Origin of the sequence: Enterococcus innesii (assembly GCF_022846515.1) — a bacterium.
Taxonomy (GTDB): domain Bacteria; phylum Bacillota; class Bacilli; order Lactobacillales; family Enterococcaceae; genus Enterococcus_D; species Enterococcus_D innesii.
The window spans coordinates 563,285-585,172 of sequence record NZ_AP025635.1 but is presented as its reverse complement, the minus strand read 5'-3'; the positions used below and the strand labels follow the sequence as shown (position 1 = coordinate 585,172).

19 protein-coding genes are annotated in these 21,888 nt (G+C 41.4%); 10 read left to right on the top strand and 9 right to left on the bottom strand.

The genetic code is table 11. From position 1 onward, the window contains the following. Window position 1: 1 nt before the first annotated feature. Complete coding sequence (locus ENLAB_RS02800) at window positions 2-703, top strand: response regulator transcription factor (RefSeq protein ID WP_244352479.1); 702 nt, start codon at window positions 2-4, stop codon at window positions 701-703. 292 nt (window positions 704-995) lie between these two features. Here ENLAB_RS02800 and ENLAB_RS02795 read toward each other — a convergent pair whose 3' ends face one another. Then, a complete protein-coding gene (locus tag ENLAB_RS02795) occupies window positions 996-1,427 on the bottom strand; it encodes a GNAT family N-acetyltransferase (protein ID WP_081119322.1) in 432 nt (143 codons plus the stop codon). A gap of 282 nt (window positions 1,428-1,709) precedes the next feature. Here ENLAB_RS02795 and ENLAB_RS02790 point away from each other — a divergent pair, with 282 nt between their 5' ends. Then, a complete protein-coding gene (locus ENLAB_RS02790; RefSeq protein ID WP_244352477.1) occupies window positions 1,710-3,050 on the top strand; it encodes a peptidoglycan DD-metalloendopeptidase family protein in 1,341 nt (446 codons plus the stop codon). Between the two features lie 78 nt (window positions 3,051-3,128). On the opposite strand, the gene ENLAB_RS02785 is transcribed toward ENLAB_RS02790, so the two are convergent. Beyond that, window positions 3,129-3,497: an iron chaperone gene (locus tag ENLAB_RS02785; protein WP_081119320.1), complete on the bottom strand. Its 369-nt coding sequence runs from the start codon at window positions 3,495-3,497 to the stop codon at window positions 3,129-3,131. A 418-nt stretch (window positions 3,498-3,915) separates the two neighbouring features. On the opposite strand from ENLAB_RS02785, the gene ENLAB_RS02780 reads away from it, so the two are divergent. The 4 genes from ENLAB_RS02780 (at window position 3,916) to ENLAB_RS02765 (ending at window position 7,469) form a co-directional block, all read left to right on the top strand. Then, the gene (locus ENLAB_RS02780; RefSeq protein ID WP_244352475.1) at window positions 3,916-4,428 is read left to right on the top strand and encodes a hypothetical protein; all 513 of its coding nucleotides are present in this window, start codon (window positions 3,916-3,918) and stop codon (window positions 4,426-4,428) included. Next, window positions 4,412-5,767 (top strand): PTS cellobiose transporter subunit IIC, encoded by a 1,356-nt coding sequence (gene celB, locus ENLAB_RS02775; RefSeq protein WP_244352473.1) that lies wholly within the window; start codon window positions 4,412-4,414, stop codon window positions 5,765-5,767. Before ENLAB_RS02780 ends, celB begins: the two co-directional genes overlap by 17 nt. Before the next feature lie 100 nt (window positions 5,768-5,867). Continuing rightward, window positions 5,868-6,596, top strand: coding sequence for a GntR family transcriptional regulator (locus ENLAB_RS02770; RefSeq protein WP_244352471.1), 729 nt, complete (start codon window positions 5,868-5,870; stop codon window positions 6,594-6,596). A gap of 159 nt (window positions 6,597-6,755) precedes the next feature. After that, window positions 6,756-7,469 carry a demethylmenaquinone methyltransferase gene (locus ENLAB_RS02765; RefSeq protein WP_140964989.1) on the top strand — a complete coding sequence of 238 codons (714 nt, stop codon included), beginning with the start codon at window positions 6,756-6,758 and terminating at the stop codon, window positions 7,467-7,469. Between the two features lie 97 nt (window positions 7,470-7,566). Here the strand turns inward: ENLAB_RS02765 and ENLAB_RS02760 are convergent, their stop codons facing one another. The 5 genes from ENLAB_RS02760 to ENLAB_RS02740 all read right to left on the bottom strand — a co-directional run bounded on the left by ENLAB_RS02760 (window position 7,567) and on the right by ENLAB_RS02740 (window position 12,323). Further along, window positions 7,567-9,372: an FtsX-like permease family protein gene (locus tag ENLAB_RS02760; protein WP_077454578.1), complete on the bottom strand. Its 1,806-nt coding sequence runs from the start codon at window positions 9,370-9,372 to the stop codon at window positions 7,567-7,569. Window positions 9,373-9,385: 13 nt separating this feature from the next. Beyond that, complete coding sequence (locus tag ENLAB_RS02755) at window positions 9,386-10,138, bottom strand: ABC transporter ATP-binding protein (RefSeq protein WP_244352469.1); 753 nt, start codon at window positions 10,136-10,138, stop codon at window positions 9,386-9,388. A gap of 7 nt (window positions 10,139-10,145) precedes the next feature. Further along, window positions 10,146-10,508 (bottom strand): YxeA family protein, encoded by a 363-nt coding sequence (locus ENLAB_RS02750; RefSeq protein WP_077454576.1) that lies wholly within the window; start codon window positions 10,506-10,508, stop codon window positions 10,146-10,148. Window positions 10,509-10,675: 167 nt separating this feature from the next. Further along, a complete protein-coding gene (locus tag ENLAB_RS02745) occupies window positions 10,676-11,026 on the bottom strand; it encodes a hypothetical protein (RefSeq protein ID WP_077454575.1) in 351 nt (116 codons plus the stop codon). Further along, window positions 11,019-12,323: a DUF1576 domain-containing protein gene (locus ENLAB_RS02740; RefSeq protein ID WP_077454574.1), complete on the bottom strand. Its 1,305-nt coding sequence runs from the start codon at window positions 12,321-12,323 to the stop codon at window positions 11,019-11,021. The genes ENLAB_RS02745 and ENLAB_RS02740 overlap by 8 nt, the downstream gene beginning before the upstream one ends. 360 nt (window positions 12,324-12,683) lie before the next feature. Between ENLAB_RS02740 and ENLAB_RS02735 the strand changes: the two genes are divergently transcribed. Then, complete coding sequence (locus ENLAB_RS02735) at window positions 12,684-14,477, top strand: oligopeptide ABC transporter substrate-binding protein (protein ID WP_244352467.1); 1,794 nt, start codon at window positions 12,684-12,686, stop codon at window positions 14,475-14,477. A gap of 182 nt (window positions 14,478-14,659) precedes the next feature. Here ENLAB_RS02735 and ENLAB_RS02730 read toward each other — a convergent pair whose 3' ends face one another. Further along, on the bottom strand, window positions 14,660-15,523 hold the full coding sequence (locus tag ENLAB_RS02730) for a helix-turn-helix domain-containing protein (protein WP_081117988.1): 864 nt from the start codon (window positions 15,521-15,523) through the stop codon (window positions 14,660-14,662). A gap of 1,046 nt (window positions 15,524-16,569) precedes the next feature. On the opposite strand from ENLAB_RS02730, the gene ENLAB_RS02725 reads away from it, so the two are divergent. The 3 genes from ENLAB_RS02725 to ENLAB_RS02715 all read left to right on the top strand — a co-directional run bounded on the left by ENLAB_RS02725 (window position 16,570) and on the right by ENLAB_RS02715 (window position 21,044). Further along, window positions 16,570-17,412 (top strand): PRD domain-containing protein, encoded by an 843-nt coding sequence (locus ENLAB_RS02725; RefSeq protein WP_244352465.1) that lies wholly within the window; start codon window positions 16,570-16,572, stop codon window positions 17,410-17,412. Between the two features lie 169 nt (window positions 17,413-17,581). After that, window positions 17,582-19,483, top strand: a complete 1,902-nt coding sequence (locus ENLAB_RS02720) for a beta-glucoside-specific PTS transporter subunit IIABC (protein ID WP_077454570.1) — start codon at window positions 17,582-17,584, stop codon at window positions 19,481-19,483. Between the two features lie 91 nt (window positions 19,484-19,574). Further along, window positions 19,575-21,044, top strand: coding sequence for a glycoside hydrolase family 1 protein (locus ENLAB_RS02715; RefSeq protein ID WP_015509445.1), 1,470 nt, complete (start codon window positions 19,575-19,577; stop codon window positions 21,042-21,044). A 576-nt stretch (window positions 21,045-21,620) separates the two neighbouring features. Here the strand turns inward: ENLAB_RS02715 and ENLAB_RS02710 are convergent. Then, a complete protein-coding gene (locus ENLAB_RS02710; protein WP_086292114.1) occupies window positions 21,621-21,878 on the bottom strand; it encodes a hypothetical protein in 258 nt (85 codons plus the stop codon). Window positions 21,879-21,888 lie beyond the last annotated feature (10 nt).

Below are 21,888 nucleotides of genomic sequence, written 5' to 3'. Positions count from 1 at the left end.
CATGCAGCGACATTTTTTATTGATTGAAGATGATTCGAATATCGTTGATTTTATGGAGGTCGTCTTGCAAAGAGAACACTACAACTTTACGTCAGTTGGCACGGGCATGGAGGCATTGATGCTCTTGCAGGAAGAAACTATCGACTTCATCTTGCTGGATCTGGGCTTACCGGACATTGATGGTATGGAGCTGTTGAAAATCATTCGTAAGCGCATGAACACACCGATCATCGTGATCTCTGCCCGCAAAGATGAACAAGACAAAGTGCAAGCATTAGACCTCGGTGCCGATGATTATGTAACAAAGCCCTTCAGTACCAATGAATTATTTGCCCGTATCCGCACGGCATTGCGGCACAAGGAGTCAGCTGCCTTTAGCAGCAGCCCGATTCTCGTAAACAAGGAGTTAACGATCGATTTTGAGAAGAAAATCCTGTACAAGAATCAAAATGAGATCCATTTGACCAAAAACGAATACCGTATCATGGCAGTAATGTTCAAGAATTTAGGCAAAGTCGTCACTTACGATACCCTGACCAGTGAAGTCTGGGGACCTTTTGCAGCGGATGCACAAACCTTACGAGTCAATATTTCAAATATTCGCAAGAAAATCGAAACCAATACACTGCAGCCAGAATATTTGATCACTGAGATCGGCGTCGGGTATCGCTTGCGGGAGTATCCAGCAGAACCTTCTGAATAAATTCGTTTCAACTGTAAATAGCCTCTTCCTAAACTTTAGGAGGAGGCTATTTACATGAATCACTTCAATCAGCACAGAGTCTACTGCTTTATGTTATTAGAATAAAAAGGATTGCAGTCGGTGGAAATCTAAGTGGACAAGGGGCTGCATGAAGAAGAAAGCAAGCAATCATTTCACTCATTCAAAATTTGTATATGTGTTCTAAATTTATTATTTGATCGGTAGAATTTTTTTAAGATGCCAAAGGGTTCGTTAACTAACAGGTAGAAAAAAATAGGGAAAAAGAGCAGCATCAACGATGCCACTCCATGGTGTTTTCGATTTCATAGGTATCAGAATCCAGTTGTTCAGAAACGATGGCAAAGCCGTTTTTGAGATAAAACGCAATAGCAGCTGTATTTTTTTGGTAGACATTTAGAGTCAGCTTCTCGTGTTCTGTTTGTACTTTTTGTAAAAGCTGCTTGCCAATGCCGTGACTACGATAGTTTTTCAAAACGAAAATACCAGCGATATACTCATCCAACATCCCGATGAAGCCGACGGGCTGATCATCCACCGAATAGGTGTAGATAAGGGCATCGGCAAAGGCTTTTTTCACAAAGTCATAGTTATCTTGCCAATGGGCAGCCGAAATAAAGTCATGGGCATCCAAATTACTTTGCAGCCAAATCTGGGCGATGGTTTCTAATTCAGAATCAGTAAATTGGGTCACTTGTTGTATCATGAGAACCTCCGTTTTTATTCAGTATAGCATAGGTCCAGTATTGATTGCTGCAAATCGCGGCACTTTCGTAGGCAATCGGTCAGGAGACGAACCGCTTGATAAGTAACGAAGGTTAAATGACGAAGAAAAGCAATCTTTTTCGTTGAAATATTCTAACAATTTTGTTTCAGCTAGATGTCAATTTCTTGCAGCCAGATGTTATTTGTGTGAAAACAACCCCAAGAATGAAATCTTTCGGTATGCTAGAGAAAGCGATAAGACACATCTAGTTAAGGAGAAAAAATGAAAAAGACACTTTTGGTTGCAAGTTCACTTGTTTTGCTGACGCTGCCTGTCGTGACGGTATCCGCAGACAGCTTTGATCAGAAGATCCAGCAGCAAAATGAAAAAATCAATGACATAAAAAATGAATCCACCTCATTAGAATCACTGAAACGTTCCACAGAGGCAGAGATTCAATCGATTGAAGGAGAAATCCAAGCAATCCTACAAAAGAAAACGACGACGGAAGAAGAAGTCAATGCCTTGGCACAAGAGATCCAACTCCTTGAAGAAAAAATCATCAAGCGCACAGAGGTACTGGCGAATCAAGCGCGCGACATTCAAACGTCGGAACCTTCCAATCGTTTGTTCCAAAAAATCGTTGATGCTGAATCCATCGGAGAAGCCATTCAACGGGCGATCGCTTCAGTAACGATCATGAATGCCAGCAACAGCATCGTCGAACAACAGCAAGAAGATATCGCAACGAGTCAGAAATTGGAAAAAAAGTTACAGGAACAATTGGTTGCGATCGAAGAGCAGTCAAACGCATTGCAAGGAAAACAAGCGGAATTAGCTGATGTCAAATTGAATCAAGAAGTTGCACTAGCCGACCTTGCCCTGGCGTTGAACACCGAAGAAGAGAAAAAAGACCAATTAGAAGCAGATCAGGCAGAAGCAAAACGGCAACGAGAAGCAGCGTTGAAGCAACTGGCTGAGCAAGAAGCACAAGAAGCACAAGCGCGCAAAGAAGCAGAAGAAGCAGCAAAACGCCAACAAGCAGCAGAAGCCCAATCAGCTGAAGCTGCTGAAAATTCTGCCGTTCAACAAGCAGCCGTGGCAGCGGCACAACCGAAGACGGAAGCCGCAGTGGCGCCAGAAACATCGGTGGCGCCAGAAAAAACGGCAGCTACTCCTGCACCTGTGGAGCAAGCATCTGAGCCAAAAGAACAGGCAAGCACAGGTGGATGGCAAATGCCAGTCGATTCGGTTCATATTTCGAGTCGCTTTGGGTATCGCACAGATCCAACAGGGGCATCAGGAAATCAACATAATGGCATCGACTTTACTGGTGGTACCGGAACGCCGATTTATGCGATCCAAGCCGGCGAAGTCGTCGAAGCGGGCTATGGTCCGTCAACTGGTAACTATGTGATCATCAAACATGCCAATGGCGTTTACAGCTACTATATGCACTTTAGTACATTGCCGGCTGTTTCGGTCGGGCAAAGTGTCTCTGCCAGACAATATGTTGGCGGTATGGGAACGACAGGGAATTCAACCGGCGTCCATCTACATTTAGGGATGTCAACAAGCTTATGGTCAGGATTCTTTGATCCGGCACCAGAATTAGGCTTATAATAGTCAGAAAATCCGCAGAAGCGAACAGGCTTCTGCGGATTTTTTTGGTTGCTCTTCTTTTACGAGGGCTTGATTGGCTCAGCGCCAAAAACGGGTCATCTCCGCTTTGTCTTTCAGATTGAAAGCGATCATGTTCTCAATCAATGCTTGATCGATTGGCTCAGTCCACTTGATGCGAAAAATGTTATCCGTATGGCTGTAGCCAGCTTTTTCGATGGCATCGGTAAACTGTTCAAGACACTTGGTTTCAGGGGAGACAGAAAAATGCGGTTTTGAAACGCTGAAACCGATAATAAAGGTCTCATGGGCGGTGAACATCGGCTGATTCCACTTAATGACTGGGACAAGGTCAGGAAATTTCTTGGTAATAGCGGCAAATAAGGCACGCAGTTTTTCTTGCTTTACTGGATCTTCAATGCTAGCTAAGTAAGTTTCTAATACATCCATTGGGAGGATCTCCTTTCGTTTTAAGGAACGAGTATAGGGAATGTCGATTAATAAAAATAACGCATGTTCGAAATCAACTATTTTGTAACTTAGAGTGTACTGTAAAGTTTGTAAGTTTACAAACCTGTTGCCTTGCGTGGGGGATAAAGCCTTCAGAAACAAATATTTTTTGCAAAAGTAATGCTAAAAATAACTTTTTTTCTGCTCGAACAAAAGCCAAACATCAGGAACATTCCAGTATTATCCTGCACGGTTCCTTGAGATCGGCTTAACTTTTTAGAAATAACATATGAAAAAGCAGGTTATTTTCAGAGAACACTTTCAAAAAGAAATCGGTTGCATTCAACAGGAATTCTGCTAGAATATAACTTGTTCGAACAAGTTGTTGAGCGAAAGCAAAAAGAAAGGAGGAGGACTTGTGACCAAAAGGAAACCGGTAACCCAAGCAGCCAAGAAAGAATATGCAAACAAAAGTATGCGGTTTAATCGTTTTTTACTTTTTCGTTATATGACTGCGATCTTTTTCTTTGTCAATCTTTATTGGACCATATTGAGTCTGTCTCAATGGACATGGGCTGGTTTGATTCCCATTGCCTTATTGATCGTTGATGGACTTATACTTATTGAACAAACTCAAAAATATTGGCAGCAATCGAATCGTTTACTGGTGACAAAAATCGGGTATTGGCTCCAATTCGGTGTCAATCTGATTGCAATTCTATTTATTTTGATCGGACAGCAAGCAACATTGATTCCTTTTATGAATCAATCGGGTAGAGGCATCTTACTTGGCTTGTTTACTGTCGGCATGATGGCGTGCCTATTCATCCAGCGTAAAGCCTGGTTGATCGAGCATGATCGCGACAAGTATTTCACGTATTTGACTACATTTGAAACACAAGGAGGAACAGTCAATGGATTCAGAAAATAACAAAATGTTTGCCTTCTTGGACCGCTACTTAATGGGTCCAATGGGAAAAATCTCACAATTACGGATCGTTCGTGGGGTCATGGCAGCCGGGATGGCGTCGATTCCTTTCACTATTGTAGGATCAATGTTCTTGATCATCAGCGTTTTACCCCAAAGTTTTCCTGTATTAGAGGGCATTTGGAGCACATCATTTGATAAAGTAGTTAATCTCTATATGCTGGGTAATACTGCAACAATGGGGATTTTAGCACTATATTTTTGTATTGTCTTTGGATATGAGTATACTAAGATTCAAGCACAAGAAGAAAAACTTGTTTTAAGTCCAGTCAATGGGGCATTGCTTTCAATGATGGCGTTCTTTATGTGCTTACCGCAACTAGTGTTTGAAGGCGGAGTAGCCACGCTAGTAGAAGTGATTTCTGACGATCAAAAAATCATTAATGGTTGGGAAATCGGAGGAGGCGTTACTCGTTTAGGAACAACTGGGATCTTTACAGCGATCATCATGGCGATCATTGCGGTAAAAATCTACGCATTCTGTGTGAAACGCAATATTGTCATCAAAATGCCTGATACAGTACCTACAGGTGTTTCTTCCTCATTTACTGCTTTGATTCCTACAGCCCTAATCGCACTCACTGTAATCGTCATCAATGGTGCATTAGTCGCAATGGGCACAGATATTTTCAAAGTCATTGCGATTCCTTTTAGTTTCGTGACGCAATTGACCAGTACCTGGGTCGGACTACTTGTTATCTACTTCTTCATGCATGCACTCTGGATCGTCGGTATTCATGGGGCAACGATCGTGACCTCATTCTTGACGCCAATCGTATTGTCGAATATGGTGGAAAACCAAAATGGTGCCAACATTGCCTTTGCGGGCGAGTTTAACAATAGTTTTGTTACGATCGGTGGTTCAGGAGCGACATTAGGAATGGTGATTTTCATCGCCTTCTTTGCAAAATCAGCGCAGTTAAGTGCTTTAGGAAAAGCAGCGATCGTGCCGTCCTTCTTCAATATCAATGAACCGATTTTGTTCGGGATGCCAGTGGTATACAACCCGTACACAGCGATTCCATTCTTCTTAGCACCGATGGCTTCAATGTCCGTTGCTTATTTTGGCATCAACCTAGGCTTTGTTAACCCACCGATTGCTCAAGTAGCGTGGCCGACGCCAATTGGCTTATCTGGCTTTATTGGTTCAGGTGGTGACTGGCGTGCCTTTGTTTTAGCAATCATCTGTGCAGTCGTTGCTTTCTTGATTTGGTTCCCATTCATCAAAATGTATGATGGCAAATTATACAAGGACGAACAAGCAAACGCAACGAAGGCATAATCTATCCGTTTTTTGATAAGCCAGCTATGAAAAATAGCTGGCTTTTTTTACGCCGAGGATGATAATAGTAGTAAAGAATCGAATAGAAAGGAGTAGCTAGATGACCAAACTCAGTATTGAAGACTTAGCAGCAGAATTGATCAGAAAGATTGAAGCCGGTGACATTGGAAATGAGCAGGGGAAGATGCCCAGTGAACGAGAGCTTTTGGCGATTTATCCCGTTTCTCGTTATACGTTACGCCAAGCCCTCAATAAATTGAGCAAGATGGGTTGGATCTATCAAATGCAAGGGCGAGGTTCTTATATTCGCTTTCAGAGCAACCAAAAACCCACCATTGAACAAGGAGATCTTGGCTTCAATGAAGATTTGACGCGAGGTGAGAAAAATATTCGAACAGTCAAAGCCTCAAAACGACTGGTCAAGGCAGCCGATGCGTTGTTTCTCCCTAGTCATAAACAATTTGCGAAAGATCAACACTTTATCGAAGTTCAGCGGTTTCGTACGCTAGATAACAAACCGTATTTAATTGAACGTTCCTATTATATTCCTGAAATCGTAGGGGAGATCTCAGAAACAATGATGGATGGGTCGATGTTCCAAGCTTTGGCAGAAGAAAAACAGCTGACGGTTGCCTTCATCGACAAGTTTATCCAGAGCAAACCGTTAACGAAGGAACAAGCTGCCTTCTTTCATTTAGAAGAAGGCATGCCAGCATTGATTGTAAGGGATGATAGTTATTTAAGAAATGGCGAACTATTGGCATTTTCGATGATTCATTATGATTATCGGATGGCAACCCTGTATATGCACAAAAAGATAATACTTTAAGTTATTAACAATGTAAATCGACTAAAAACGATAGCAAGCATGGTCTTTGTTCCCCCCATTTTTTCGTGCTAGACTAAAATCATCAGCAACTTATAGCAACTGACACCTAAGGGTTGAGAATTTAGCGTCTAAAACGAGGAAAAGAAGGGATGTGCCGTAATGGCAGCAACAGCTAAAGAAACCAAAGTACATGATGTATTTGAATCGATTGCTTCCCGTTATGATCGAATGAACGGTATTATCTCTTTTCAGCTACACAAACGGTGGCGCAAGGATACAATGAAACGAATGGCAGTGCCGCTAGGTGCTGAAATATTAGACCTCTGCTGCGGAACTGGAGACTGGGCATTTGCCTTAAATGAAGCAGTCGGTCCGACAGGACAAGTGACAGGTGTTGATTTTAGTGAAGAAATGTTAACGGTTGCCCAAGAAAAAGCACAGAAAAAACAGCAAACGCAAATCCTGTGGCAGACCGGCAATGCGATGGCATTAAGCTTTCCAAACGAGAGTTTTGATTATGTGACCATTGGTTTCGGCTTGCGAAATGTCGCTGATCGTCAACAAGTCTTAGCGGAGATTCACCGGGTCCTGCGCCCAAGCGGGAAAATCGTTTGTTTAGAAACGTCGCAGCCGACGTTGATTGGTTGGCGGCAGTTGTTCACCTTTTATTTTCACTATGTCATGCCCTTTTTTGGCAAACTTTTCGCAAAAAGTTACCAAGAATACTCTTGGCTACAAGAGTCAGCACGGGATTTTCCTGATAAAGAAACGTTAGCAAATGAATTTCAAGCAGCGGGTTTTGGCATATTACAAGTCAAAAGTTATGCAGGGGGAGCAGCAGCGATGCACATGGGGATCAAAACTCAAAACTGAGAACGCTCCTTGATTAAAAAAACACGAGTAAATGAAAGAGACCATCGAACGGATCGATGGTCTCTTTGCGTTGAGCAATTCAGAAAGTTTCTACTAGTTATTTTTTCTTTGGTTCTAACACGATGTTGGTATACAGCCAGATGGTCACCATGTAATAAACGGCATAGAGCGCGATAAAGATGCCAAAAGGTAGCCAGAGGTTATGATACGGATCGATCATCAACGTCGTGAACATTTGGAGACCGAACAAGACATGGATCATGCCTAAAATACCGGGAACTAGGAACAAGACGCCGATTTCTTTACGAATCGATCCTTTCAGCAAGCTAGTTCGTGTACCGATTTTTTTCAACATAGCGTAACGTTGAATGTCACTGTTTGCGCCAGAAAGAATTTTAAACATCAAGCAGCTAGCTAACATCGTTAAGAAGGCGATTCCTAAGAAGAAGCCCATGAACTCAAAGCCGGAAAAAATACCGTTGTAAGTATCATAGACAAATACTCGTTGAGTGAAATTCATGTCCGGCGTTTCAGAAGAATTTGCTGTTTGATTTTCTTGAGCCAATTCATGCAATGCCTCGTAGTTGGACTGAAAATCTTTGACTTGTATCATGCGTAAACTCGATTCAGGATCACTCAAGCGATCAAAGTCTGCTTGATCAACAATTTTAATTTCTTTACTACGTTGATCTGGGAGCAAATATTGACGTAACTGATCTTGTTGAGTAGGATCGGTTGCTAATTGTTCACCAGAAACCTTGGTGTAATGAACGTCAACACTGAGGTTGTCGTAAACAGAGGTCAATAAGTTCGCATCATCAAATTCTTCTTTTACAAAGTAGATGCTATCACTACTTTCCTTCAACGTATAATTGACATCTGTGGTTGGCTTTAACGCAGTGATCTTTTCATCTGAAACGGCTTGTGCATTGTTTAAATATAAGTCGTAAGGGGCTGCTGTTTTTGCCATGATCGGAATTTGGTTTTTAAAGCCAAGACCTACAGTCAAAGCGCCTAAGGCTAAAGCAAAGAGCATTGCCACCATTGAGAGCATCTGAGTATAATCACGAATTCGGAAGCTTAATTGGGAGAGCGTGAAATTGTTTAGTCGTTTTAATGCGATCCCATCCGATTTCTTCAAAAGACCTAAGATCGTGATTATCACTGATCGGAAAACAAGATAGGTACCCAAAACAATCGTTACGAGGGCGATGCCGATGCCAATCAATTGGAATTTCAACAAATCGCTCATCATATAATAGCCAATCGCTAAAGAGCAGATCCCTAACACTGTCTGCAAGAGCAATAAAATAGGCCGTTGTTTTGCCTGAGCAGGCGTGCTTGTTTCACGAAGCAGTGCCAATATGGATTTTTTGGCAATGGCCCGTGCATTGAAAATAGCAGCAATCAAAAAGAGAACGGAGAAGAAAATGACGGTCACTACTAATGCTTGAGGACTAAATGCCGCATAATGACTGATTTGCAAGTTCAATTGATTCACTAGTAAGGTATTCACGCCACTTGCCAAGCCAATCCCTAACAAAGAACCCACAGCAGTAGCTACGATTCCGACTAAGAAGGTTTCGATAAAAATCATCTGGGCGATTTTACGTCCCTTAGCACCAAGCATCATAAACATTGCATAGTCTTTTTGCCGCATTGCCATCAAAAATGAGTTGGCATACAAAATATAGGCAAAAGTGATGATTCCTAGTAACACAGACCCAAAGCGAAAGACGAAAACTACCATACTAATGATTGAGTTGCTTTTTAAAAAGGCTTCATTGCTGGCCATCGATTCGAACATATAGAAGATGGCTGAGGCCATGACTAAACCAGAAAAGAGGACGATATAATCCTTCAACCGGCCTTTGATTCCGGTAAGTGATAATTTCCAAAGCATGTGTTCTTCCTCCTTATTGTTCCAAGTTTCCTAGAATGACAAGGATCTTGCGATAAAATTCTTCGCGGCTTTGATCCTCTCGTTTAACTTCTTGATGGATCTTTCCGTCTTTGATAAATAAAATACGTTGGCAATAGCTGGCGGAAAGAGGATCGTGGGTCACCAATAAAATCGATACTTGGTCATTGGTATTCAAATCATCCATCATATTCAACAAATCTTTGGCGCTTTTTGAATCTAAGGCACCCGTGGGTTCGTCGGCAAAAAGAATCGTTGGTTCTGTGATCAAGGCTCGAGCAGCTGCCACCCGTTGTTTTTGCCCACCGGAGATTGCTGCTGGATATTTGTCGAGAATATGGGTGATAGACAAACGTTCTGCAACAAGTTTGATCCGTTGTTGGATCATTTTTGGTTTGACTCCTTGCAATGATAGGGGAACGGCAATGTTTTCTGACGCTGTTAAGTTTTCTAAAAGATTAAAATCTTGGAAGATGAACCCTATCTCGCGGCTGCGAAAATCTGCTAAGGCATCGCCTTTAAGTTTCGTGATATCATTGTTGTTGATGCGGATCGTACCGTTTGTTGGATGATCCAAGGTTGAGAGAATATTTAGTAGGGTAGATTTTCCTGAACCAGAAGCCCCCATGATTCCGATAAATTCGCCTTTTCCAATATCAAAGCTGATGCCTTTTAAGGCTTCGGTTTGTTTTTCGTTGGCTTTTCCGTAAACTTTGGTCAGTTCATTTGCTTGAATAATTTTTTCCATGATTGAGTTACGCTCCTTTTAATTGAGTTAATGCTTTCGCTGGAATATCTTTTTCTTTGACCTCTTCATAGCTAGTCACGCCTTTTTTCTCATTCCAAGTAAGTTTTAGATAGGCTTCTTTACGCAAAGGACGTTCTTGGAAGCCATTGAAATCAAGGGTTTTGCTTTTCCCATTTTCGTCATATCCCGGCAATTCATAGTGGTATTGGGTAAAGACATTACCGTTGTCATCTTTAGAAGTCGTTTTTTCACCATCTGTCGTGATTTGAACATAATAGCTATCGCCTCCCATGATGACTGATTCAGCAATTTGCAATGCACCGAATCCAACAAGTACGACAACTGCCAGTCCAATCAAAAATTTTTTCATCAATAGGTCACCTCGTTTTTTATTATGATGAAAGTATAACGCTAGTTTTCTGAAAAGTAGTGTGAAAAATCTATCAATAAACTTTCAATTTTGTCACGACGAACGAACAAAAAACGTTTCTGAATTGTGGGGTTCACAAAGCAGAAACGTTTTATGCTAATTGCTCTTCAATTGTATTTTTTGCGAAACAGTTCAACGACTAAGTGTCCCTCATCATACATTATGGCGGCTTCATCGATCATCAAACCCAGTAAATAGTAGTCTTTTTCTTCATGGATCGTTTGGTGACCGCCTAATAATTCAACATAATAGTTTTCTAAAGTACTGTCTCTTGGGGTATTTAGCATTTCGATAAAATGTTCTAAATCAGAGGGCTGTTCTGGGAAAGGACCTTCGACGACTGCTTTGAATCCCTCTGCTTCAAAGGCCATCTCACTTGTTATCTTTTGACAGTCATGGGACAAAAAGTAGGTGACCACTTCATCGACGATTCGCCGTGCCCGTTCTTTTTCAATCATTTTTTCTCCGCCTTCTGATTTGTTGGTATTCATCTAACAATGGTACCATTGCTGCTGCTACAAATCCACTGGAAAAACCATTATTGTATAAGTTCAATCCACCGTGTAAATAGGTGATGTTGGTGACTAGCGCTGCATGGACGATTCCAGCTAAGACACCAGCTATCGGACCATAGTAACCACTGATAGGAGCCAGACTTGTGCCGAAGATCGCTGTTAACAATAAGCTGAAGGTCGATATATCAGATGTCAAACCGACTTTGGTTGCTAAAACTACACCGATCATGACAGGTAAACTATTTTTCCAGTGATTCCCAAAGGCACTGAAGCCGATCACGGTCAGCACTGCCCCTAATAGGGGACCAGAAAGTTCGCCTTGGAGCAGAAAAATAAAGACTAGCATCAAGAGCCCCATCATTGCCATGTTCATCATGGTGACGCCAAGAGAAAAAATCGTGACATAATCAGTCATAAGTTTCCCTGATGTTTTGAAGAGGTCTCTTAAGCCTTTGAGAGATCGGTGGTTTAAAAAATAACCGATAAGAAACAAGGAGAAACAAAGGATGAGCAAGAAAGCCGTCAAGTAATAGTGGTATTCAGTCGTCAATTGTTTGTTTGAATAGACCTCCATGTCGAACAAGCGTAAAAAACTAGTGAAAAACATGGTAATAATTCCAGTGGCAAACCCAATATTGTACAAAGAAAATCCTTGATGGAATTGCAAAAATTGTGCTGCCAGAGGTGGCAATGTTAAGCCAATCAAAACGCCAACCCCATAACCTAGCGCGATTCCTAGTGGCAAAGGTAATCCTAAGCCAAATGCTAAGTAACTAATGACTGGCGAGGCTGCACTGCCAAATAAAGCAACCAGTGAATATTGGGTAGAAGGACGCTGCTGTATGTAAGAATATAAGTAGACACCCAAGGGAATGGGGATCGAGTTAAAGAGGTTTTTTCCGAAAAAAGAAAAGCCGGATATGGTGAAGAAAGCAGCGATCATCGGACCACTAATAATGGTTCCTTGCTTTTTAGCCAATAGGATACTGATCAAGGTCAATAAGCCGCTATTTAAAAAGGCGCTTCCAAGATTGCCGATTGCAAAATAATCTGAAATCAAATTGCTAGGGGCATTCAAAATGGCCAACGATCCTTGCCACAATGCTTGGGGAGGCGAGGCGAAGAAGCCAATAAGAATCAAGGCGATGCTATACGCCAAAAGCAAGCGCTGGGTTAAGAGCTGCGAAATGGGTGCGAAAGGTTTCGATTTTGTTTGTAAGAAAATTCGTTTGTCTGACATAATTTCAATGAACGCTCCTTTTTTTCATAGTATCACATCTTTTCTCATCAAAGAAGGGTTTCCTGACAGTTTACGGCAGCCTCTTTTTTAAGGAAGATGAGAAGAATAGTTTGAATAAAAGAAAAAATTAAGAATTTTTAGAGAAAAATAATAGCGATTTAGTAAGAATTCTAGCGGTTTTTTCAATAATTTCATTACCTAATGAAATTATTGACAGAAAGAATTTTGCGAAAATTGTTATAATTTAGTTAATCTCGTTCAGATTTTCTAATAAAAAAGCCATTTTAAGATAAAAAAACTGTTTGCTTGGTTTTTTTATCAGTGAATCATAAATGAGGGGTTTTAATAAGGAGGAAGAGTATGAAGAAAACGAAGTTTGGCATGATCACTTTATTGGCAGCGCTTGTTTTAGGTGCGTGCGGACAAAGTAATGAAGGTGGAACAGGAGCCACAGATACAGGAGAGTCGTCATCAGACGCGGCAGCATCAGATATCAGCACCTTACCGTTAGCGGTAGTCAATGATGATGAAGTGATTGAAGGTGGCGTTCTAGACGTTGCTGTTGTAATGGACACCCAGTTCCAAGGATTATTCCAATGGGAGTTCTATCAGGATGCCTATGACCGTGACTTTATGTTGCCAAGTCATGAATATCTATTCTTACAAGATGAGGACTTCAAGATTATTGATGGAGGACCTGCAGACTTAGACTTGGATGTCGAAAACAATAAAGCGACGATCACATTGCGTGATGAACTAAAATGGTCAGACGGGGTAGATGTCACAGCAGAAGACGTTATTTTCTCTTATGAAGTCATTGGTCATCAAGATTATGATGGCGTTCGTTACAACAATGACTTTACGAATATTGTCGGAATGGAAGAATACCATAGCGGAGAAGCGGATACCATCTCGGGAATTACAGCAGTCAGTGATAAAGTTGTTGAAATTGAATTTAAAGAAATGCATCCTGGTATGCAACAATCTGGAGGAGCAATCTGGAATTCTGCACTAGCAAAACATACATTTGAAGGTATTGAAGTAGCAGATATGCCTTCTAGTGATCCTGTACGAACGAATCCAGTTGGTTTTGGTCCTTACAAAATGAGTAATATTGTACCTGGTGAAACCGTAGAGTATGTTCCAAATGAACATTATTATGGCGGAACACCAACATTAGAAAAAATTGTGATGCGCAATGTACCATCTGCATCAATCAATGAAGCCCTAAATGCAAAACAATATGATTTAGTATTGAAAATGCCAACAGATACCTTTGATACGTATCAAGATATGGATGGCTACCAAATGTTAGGTCGACCAGAACAATCCTATACGTATCTTGGTTTTAATTTAGGAACATGGAATGACGAAACAAATAGTGTTGATTTTGATCCAAACGCAAAAATGGCCAACAAATCATTGCGTCAAGCAATGGGCTATGCCATCGATAATGATGCGATTGGTGAGCGTTTCTACCATGGCTTGCGTTCAAATGGTACAACATTGATCCCGCCAGTTTATGGTAGTTTGCATAGCACTGATGTTGAAGGCTACCACTTAGATATGGATAAAGCAAATCAACTCTTAGATGATGCTGGCTTTATTGATGTGGATGGCGATGGCTTCCGTGAAGACCCAGATGGCAACAAGCTGACCATTAATTTTGCTTCAATGTCGGGTGGAGAAGTGGCGCAACCATTGGCGGATTACTATGTCCAACAATGGCAAGAAATCGGTTTGGATGTTCAATACTCAACAGGACGTTTGATTGACTTCCAAGCATTCTACGACAAACTGAAAAATGATGATCCAGATATCGATGTTTTCCAAGCTGCTTGGTCTACTGGTTCTGATCCATCACCAACTAGCTTATGGGGACCAAACTCAGCCTTTAACTATACTCGTTACGAGTCTGAACGTAATACAGAGTTGTTAGCTGCTATCGATTCAAATGATTCATTCGATGAAGAAAAACGTAAAGAAGCATTTGACGCGTGGCAAGAATATGCATTTGAAGAAGCATTTGCTATTCCAACCTTGTACCGTAACCAAGTATTGCCGATCTCTGATCGGGTCGCAAACTTCACTTGGGCATATGATCCAGATCATAACCCATGGGCGACTATTGGGGTTACTTCAGAATCTCGTTAGTCGGGAAGCTAAACCATAAGAATAGTCGTAGACTCTGTTTTCTGACAGACGGACCCGTACCAGTACCAGTTAGGCCTATGGGCCTAACTGTTTTTTTGTGTAGAAGTATAGAGTATGCCTGTCTGAAAAAACGTCCTTTAGATGGCAGACAGGGAGTATAGGAAAGCACGAAGCGCTGAAAACTAAATGGAGATGCTCGTCACAGCATAAATCAGATTTTTTAAATCGATGTTATGATTCTGATACCCGGCTTGTTCGATAACGATTAAGCTGTTTCTTAACACTTCTTTGTTTAATTGAGAAGATTGTAAGTACGAATAGATCTCTTGATACAACACTTGATGGATTTTTAAATAAAAATAAAGAGGTGTATTAGGCAAGGGATGAGACAAGAGCAGAAACTTGTTAAGCAAGTAGGAATCCTTATTCTCGCTGGCGAATGCACAGCCGTTTAAGATCACGACACTTAACAGATTTGCATAAAAGGGATCATTGGCATAGCGAAGAATTTTTTTGATTCCATGGTCTAAATAATAGCTGATGGTTTCTTGGTCAAAAATAAATAACAAATTGGAGAACAGATTCAGTTCAAAGCGTCCCCATGTTTCGATATCGAACAAATATTGCTTCACTAATTCAACTTCTTTCGAATACGCTTGCTGATTCTTAAGAAATGATTCTCGATTGAGCAGTAACAGGCCTTGGATATACAAAGAATAATAAAAAAAATTTTGTGTCTCAAAGTAACGTTCTTCTAGGCTCGTCAAGTAATCAAGGGTGAGTGTTCTGTCATAATAACGGGTATAGAAGTCTTGTACGAGCTGTCGTTTTTGATCCGTGGCTTCGCTGTCAAGAAGCAGACTAAACTCATGAACTGTGATATTCATCTTATCTAAATAATCAAACAGGGTTTGTGAAGAGAGGTTTGTTTTACGATTTTCGAAAGAAGAAAGGGTGGTACGAGAGGAAATACCTTCGGCAAGCATGGCTTGCGAGATTTTGCGATCCGTGCGCAGTTTTTTGATTAAAGAGCCTTGCTGTTTCATGGGGGACCTCCTTAACTGTGACGCATTTCTGAACAATGTGATTTTAATAACATGTTATCAAATATAATAGGGTATAGCAAATAATAAAGGAGGTCGTTTTTCATGGAATTTGAACCATTTGGTCCTTGGGAAATCAACCCATTTAAAAACTAGTACAGGCTTTCATTTAGATACTTATCATTGAATAATCAGTGACAGATTGATGAATGAAATTTCGTTTAGCTCCTGCTTTTTTCGCGGCGAACTGCGAACATTCTAAGCAGGAAAGAGAAGATCTTGAAGAATCGAAAGGTTATTTGATTGATTCCCCCACTCAAAGAGACCTTTTCGTTTGTGGAAGTCATGAAACGCATGAATCGCGCAAGGTGGTCAGTCCATTGAATGTCTGTCATGCACCAGACCTTCCCCAATTTTCTGATTCTTTGTGATTGATCGTCTTTCAAGCATCATACTTCCAGCTATGACCGTAATGCACGAAGATTACGGTTTTTTTTGTGATCTTATTGTGCTACACAGTAAACCGTTTATTTCAAGTGAACTAAAAGACCAAAGCTAGACAAGAAATTCAGTGAGAAAGATAGTGAAAAAAAGTCAAAAACAAAAAAAGAAAAACGTTTGCAAAAAAAGTGTTGACATTTTTTCTCAGAATGAGTACTATTATCTCAACGGAACACGAGAGTGTTCTCATTACTGGATTCGTTACTGTTCGGCAGGCAAGACCAGAGGAAAAAAGTGCGTTGATTACCCAAAATTTTCTTGGGTTGTACACTTTTTTGCTTTGGTCTTCTTTTTTTGCTCAATAATTTCTATTCGCTAAAAAAGAACCGGTTCCAAGGTAAGATCCAGTCATTGATCATCGAAGGAGGGGAGAAGAGGAGCGCCAATGAACTGCCAGCTAGGTTTGAATAATTTTTGCATCATTGTATGGTACAGTTAGTATTCTTATCACTTAGGGGCAATTCAGAGAAAAAAATAAAAGACCTTCTGCATAGAAGACAAGCCATGTATGGTATTGAGCGGGCTATGCTGATCAAGGAGGATCGTTCGTGAAGATTATCAAGAGGATCAACAACAATGTTGTACTTTCAAAAGAAGATGAAGTTGAAGTGATCTTAATGGGAAAAGGGATCGGCTTTCAAACGAAACCGGGTGACCTGATTCCGGCTGAGCGAATCGAAAAAAAATACTACCCAGAAGATGACTTGACAGTGGAACATATGTCGAAAGTCATGACGAAGGCTGATGAAAAACAAATGGCCGTGATTTATGAAATCGTGCGTCTTTTTCGGGAAAGTGTTGGAACCGATTTCAATCCGAATGTTTATTTCACACTGATGGATCATATCTTGTTTGCCATCAGTCGTCAAAAGCAAGACATTGTTTTGACCAATCCCATGCACTGGGAAATCAAGAAGATTTACGCCAAAGAATATGCGGTCAGTCTTCAAGCGGTGGAGTTGATCCGCAAAGAGCTGTACCCAGATTTTTCACAAGAAGAAGCTGCTTTTATTACCTTGCATTTCGTCAATGCGCAAATTGAAAAAAGCGCCAATCAAAGTGCCTATGAGCACACCGAGTTGACCAACAATATTTTACGGATCGTTAAGTATAGCATGAACATCGAGTACGATGAGAATTCTTCCTACTTCCAACGGTTTGTGACCCACATTCGCTATTATTTAATTCGACAAAGTCAAGAAAAAAAAGAGCCAGTATTGGCTAATCCGATGATTGCCTTGGCTTTCAGCAGCTATCCGAAAGAAAAAGAAACCGCAGATTCGATCAAAGAATACTTATTTGAACAAAAGGGCTGGCATGTCAACGATATGGAATTGATGTATTTGATTCTGCATATCGGCAACTTAGCCGCTCACTCAAAATTGACTTAAGAATGGAAATGGATTCGTTACAGTTCGGCTGGCAAGACCTGCACTTTCTTACAATACTCGTTGAGTAGATCCGTCTCGTTTTTTATGGGTGATACTCTTGCTTGTTTATTGTAGAAATGGCCGGTCTTTTTATTTTTATTAAATGATCTATTAAAAAGGAGAAATCAAAATGGCAAAATATACTGAATTAGCACAAGACATTTTGGCCCACGTTGGCGGCAAAGAAAATGTCTCTTCTGTAAAACACTGTGTGACACGCTTGCGGTTCCACTTAAAAGACGAAAGCAAAGCCGATACCGATTATTTGCAAAAACGTGACGGTGTTGTAACAGTCGTCAAAGCAGGTGGACAATACCAAGTGGTTATCGGCAATCATGTACCAGACGTCTATGATGAAGTGTTGAAAGTTGGCGGATTAGCCGATGGTGGCAGCCTTGATATCGATGAAGGTGACGAAAAGAAAGGCAGTTTGTTTGATCGCTTTATCGATGTCATCTCAAGTTTGTTTCAACCGTTCTTAGGTCCATTAGCGGCAGCCGGTATCTTAAAAGGAATTACGGCATTACTTGCAGCAACTGGGATGGAAGCAACCAATGGTATCTATGTGGTAATGAATACCCTAGGCGATGGTTTGTTCCAATACTTACCAATGATCTTAGCCGTGACCGCAGCGAAGAAATTCAAGATGAATACCTATACGGCTTTGGCGATCGCAGGGGCGATGGTCTATCCGGGCTTAGCAGAAAGCGTGGCTGAAGCGAGCAAAGTCTTCGGTCTAACCTTGACCTTACCAGCAGGGGGTTACTTTAACAGCGTACTTCCAATTATTTTAGCGATTTTTGTCGCTTCAAAAATTGAGCAGTTTATGCGCAAAGTTACACCTGACGTAGTCAAAATGTTTGTGGTTCCTTTTGTAACGATTTTGATCACTGTGCCGTTGACCTTCTTTGTGGTAGGTCCAGTCGCGAATACAGCATCTAGCTGGATCGGTATTGCTTTCCAAGCGGTTTATGATTTCAGCCCAATCATTTATGGATTTGCTTTAGGGGCATTATGGCAAGTATTGGTAATGTTTGGTCTTCACTGGGGTCTTGTGCCATTGGCGATCATGGATATGGCCCAAAACGGCTCTTCGATTATTTTGACCGCCGCAGTGCTACCATGTTTCACACAAACGGGTGTGTTAGCAGCGATTTGGTTGAAAACGAAAGAACCAAAAGTAAAACAAGGCGCAATGCCAGCATTGATCTCATCGATCTTCGGTGTGACTGAACCTGCGATCTACGGGTACACTTTGCCAATGAAAACACCATTTATCGTTTCTTGTTTAGTTTCAGGTTTCGTTGGTATCTACTTGTCAATCTTTAACGTCACTGGTTACGCAATGGGCGGTATGGGCATCTTCTTGTATCCTGCATATATCGATCCAGCAACAGGCAGCTTCCATAGCGTGATCCACTTAGCAATCGGTACAGTGATTGCGATCGTGGCATCCTTTATCATCATGATGTTGTTGAAAGTACCAACTTTGTATACAACTGTTGATTCACCAGTCGACGGTCAAGCAACACCAGCAGCACCAACACCAGCAGCAAAAACCGTTTCTGCCAGCGTCAAAGATGAAACAGTCAAAAGCCCAGTAACCGGTCAAGTGGTTGCTTTAGCAGATGTGGAAGACAAAGTCTTTTCTTCAGGTGCTATGGGAAAAGGGATCGCCGTTGAACCAGCGATCGGTGAAATCACTGCTCCAGCAGATGCAGAAGTCAAAATCTTGTTTCCAACAAAACATGCCATCGGCTTAGTGACAGAAGATGGAACAGAACTATTGATCCACATCGGCATGAATACCGTTGAATTAGAAGGCAATCACTTTACCGCCTACATCAACCAAGGGGATAAAGTCAAAGCCGGACAAAAATTGATCTCTTTTGATACAGAGGCGATTCGTGCGGAAGGCTATTCCTTGCTGACACCAGTCATCGTCACGAACTCTAGCGACTACAGTGACATCCAAACGACACAGTCAAAAGAAGTAACAGCGAAGGACGATTTGATTGAAGTCGTAAAATAAATAGGTTTAACGGCACGTCGTTGGATCAGTAAGATTGCTTTCTTGCTGATCCACTGTGCCGATCAATGAGAAAAAAGAAAGTAGGCTAATCATGACAGAAAAACAATTTCCAAAAGGATTTTTATGGGGCGGCGCCACTGCAGCCAACCAATTTGAAGGAGCATGGAACGAAGGCGGACGTGGTCCAGCCACATCCGATACAGCGATTGCTGTCAAACCAGAAGACCGCAAAAACATGGCAGAATTTGCTGCACCAATGACCCGGGAAAAAGTCTTGTTTGCCTTAAATGACAAAGAAGGCTTGTATCCAAAACGTTGGGGGTCAGATTTCTACCATCGTTACAAAGAAGATATCGCCTTGTACGCAGAGATGGGCTTCAAAACCTTCCGTCTATCCATCGCTTGGTCAAGAATTTTTCCAAATGGTGACGATGCTCAGCCAAATGAAGAAGGCTTGCAATTTTATGACAATGTGTTTGATGAGTGTGCAAAATACGGGATCGAACCCTTAGTGACCCTCTCTCACTACGAAACACCTATTGGGATCGCGTTAAACTATGGCGGCTGGAAAAATCGTCAAGTAATCGATTTGTTTGTTAAATACGCTGAAACCGTCTTGACCCGTTACAAAGACAAAGTCAAATACTGGTTGACCTTCAATGAAATCAATATCATGGGGATCTCTGGCTATGTTGGCGGTGCCTTATTATCCGAAGATGGCACGCAAAACCTTTCTGACATGTATCAAGCTGTGCATCATCAATTTGTGGCTTCTAGTTTAGCAACAAAATTTGCCCACGAGATTAATCCTGACATCAAAGTAGGAATGATGTTGGCACGAATGCAAGCTTACCCAGCAACACCAAATCCAGCAGATGTGATGGAAGAAATCAAGCGTGATCACGAGAATCTCTTCTTCTCTGATGTCCAAGTTCGTGGGAAATATCCAGCATATACGAAGCGCTTCTTTAAAGAAAATGGCATCGAAGTGACCTTCGAAGACGGCGATTTAGATATTCTTGCGCAATACCCTGTTGACTTCATGTCCTTTTCTTACTACATGAGTTCTATTGCCCGCCACAATCCTGAAGAAGGTGGCGAAGCAACTGCCGGAAACTTTTCTTTAGGCGAATCAAATCCTTACTTGGAAGCCTCTGACTGGGGGTGGCAAATCGATCCAATCGGCTTGCGTGTGACTTTGAATAACTTGTACGACCGCTACCAAGTACCGTTGTTTATCGTTGAAAACGGCTTAGGTGCCTTGGATACGGTGGAAGAGGATGGATCGATCCATGACAGCTATCGCATCGATTATTTGAAGGCACATATCGAACAAATGTATGAAGCAATCGAAGATGGTGTGGAATTGATGGGCTATACGCCTTGGGGTTGTACCGACTTAGTTTCGGCTTCAACGTCAGAAATGTCGAAACGCTACGGCTTTGTCTATGTAGACGCGGATGATGAAGGAAACGGTAGCTTTGACCGTTCCCGTAAAGATAGTTTCTACTGGTACAAAGAAGTCATTGCTACCAATGGCGGTAGTTTGTTGCAGGATTAAAATAAACCAAAGCGGCTCTCACCAAAGAGAGCCGCTTTTTTGTTGTGCTCAGTAAAAAAAGAAAAGAAAGGGGGTTAGCAGCTGCCATGCTAGAAAGATCAATGAAACAGTCAACGCCCATTTTTTCATTTTTAATTTAGGCACAACGGATTCGGGCATCAATTAGACAAGAGAGAATACTGTAAGAAAAAACAACAGGGTCAGTGGTTGGATAATAAAGGTGAGCCAATTCATAGAGCACGCTCCTTTCAAGAGTGTTGGCGTTTTTTGTTATGTGTTTTAAATTACAATTTAATTATATATTTAATCTATCAAGGAGGCAAGCTGCTTATGGGAGTAGTGATCGTTTGAAAGAAGGGGATAGACAAACGATTGGCATGTCATTGAACTTAAGTTCAAAATCTAACAGAGTAACGGAGTATGCTTGAGGATAGAATCAGAGCCCTCAATAAAAACCCCCTTTTCAGGGGATGCTGGTGGTTGGAACTATTGGAAGAAACCGCATATTTGATGGAGCTACGTGTGCTTAGTTGCTGAATGCACGACCTGTGTAAGTGTGTAGTCAGCAACTATCAGTCAACGTTTTCTAGTTCGTAAGTAAAAAATATAGCCGAGGAGACTAGCGGAAAGCAAAAATCCTAGGAAATAAAAGATTAACAGTGCATCAGCCATCTCATAGGAATACTCTAAGATCTTACAAACAAAGATCACTAAAGAAACCGTGATGGATAAGGAAACCCAAGTGAAACGCGGCAATCGTTTCGTTACGATGATCAATCCTAACGAAAAAAAGATGACTGGTACCCAAAAGATCAAGCGAGCAAGTTGGATCATTTTATCTCTC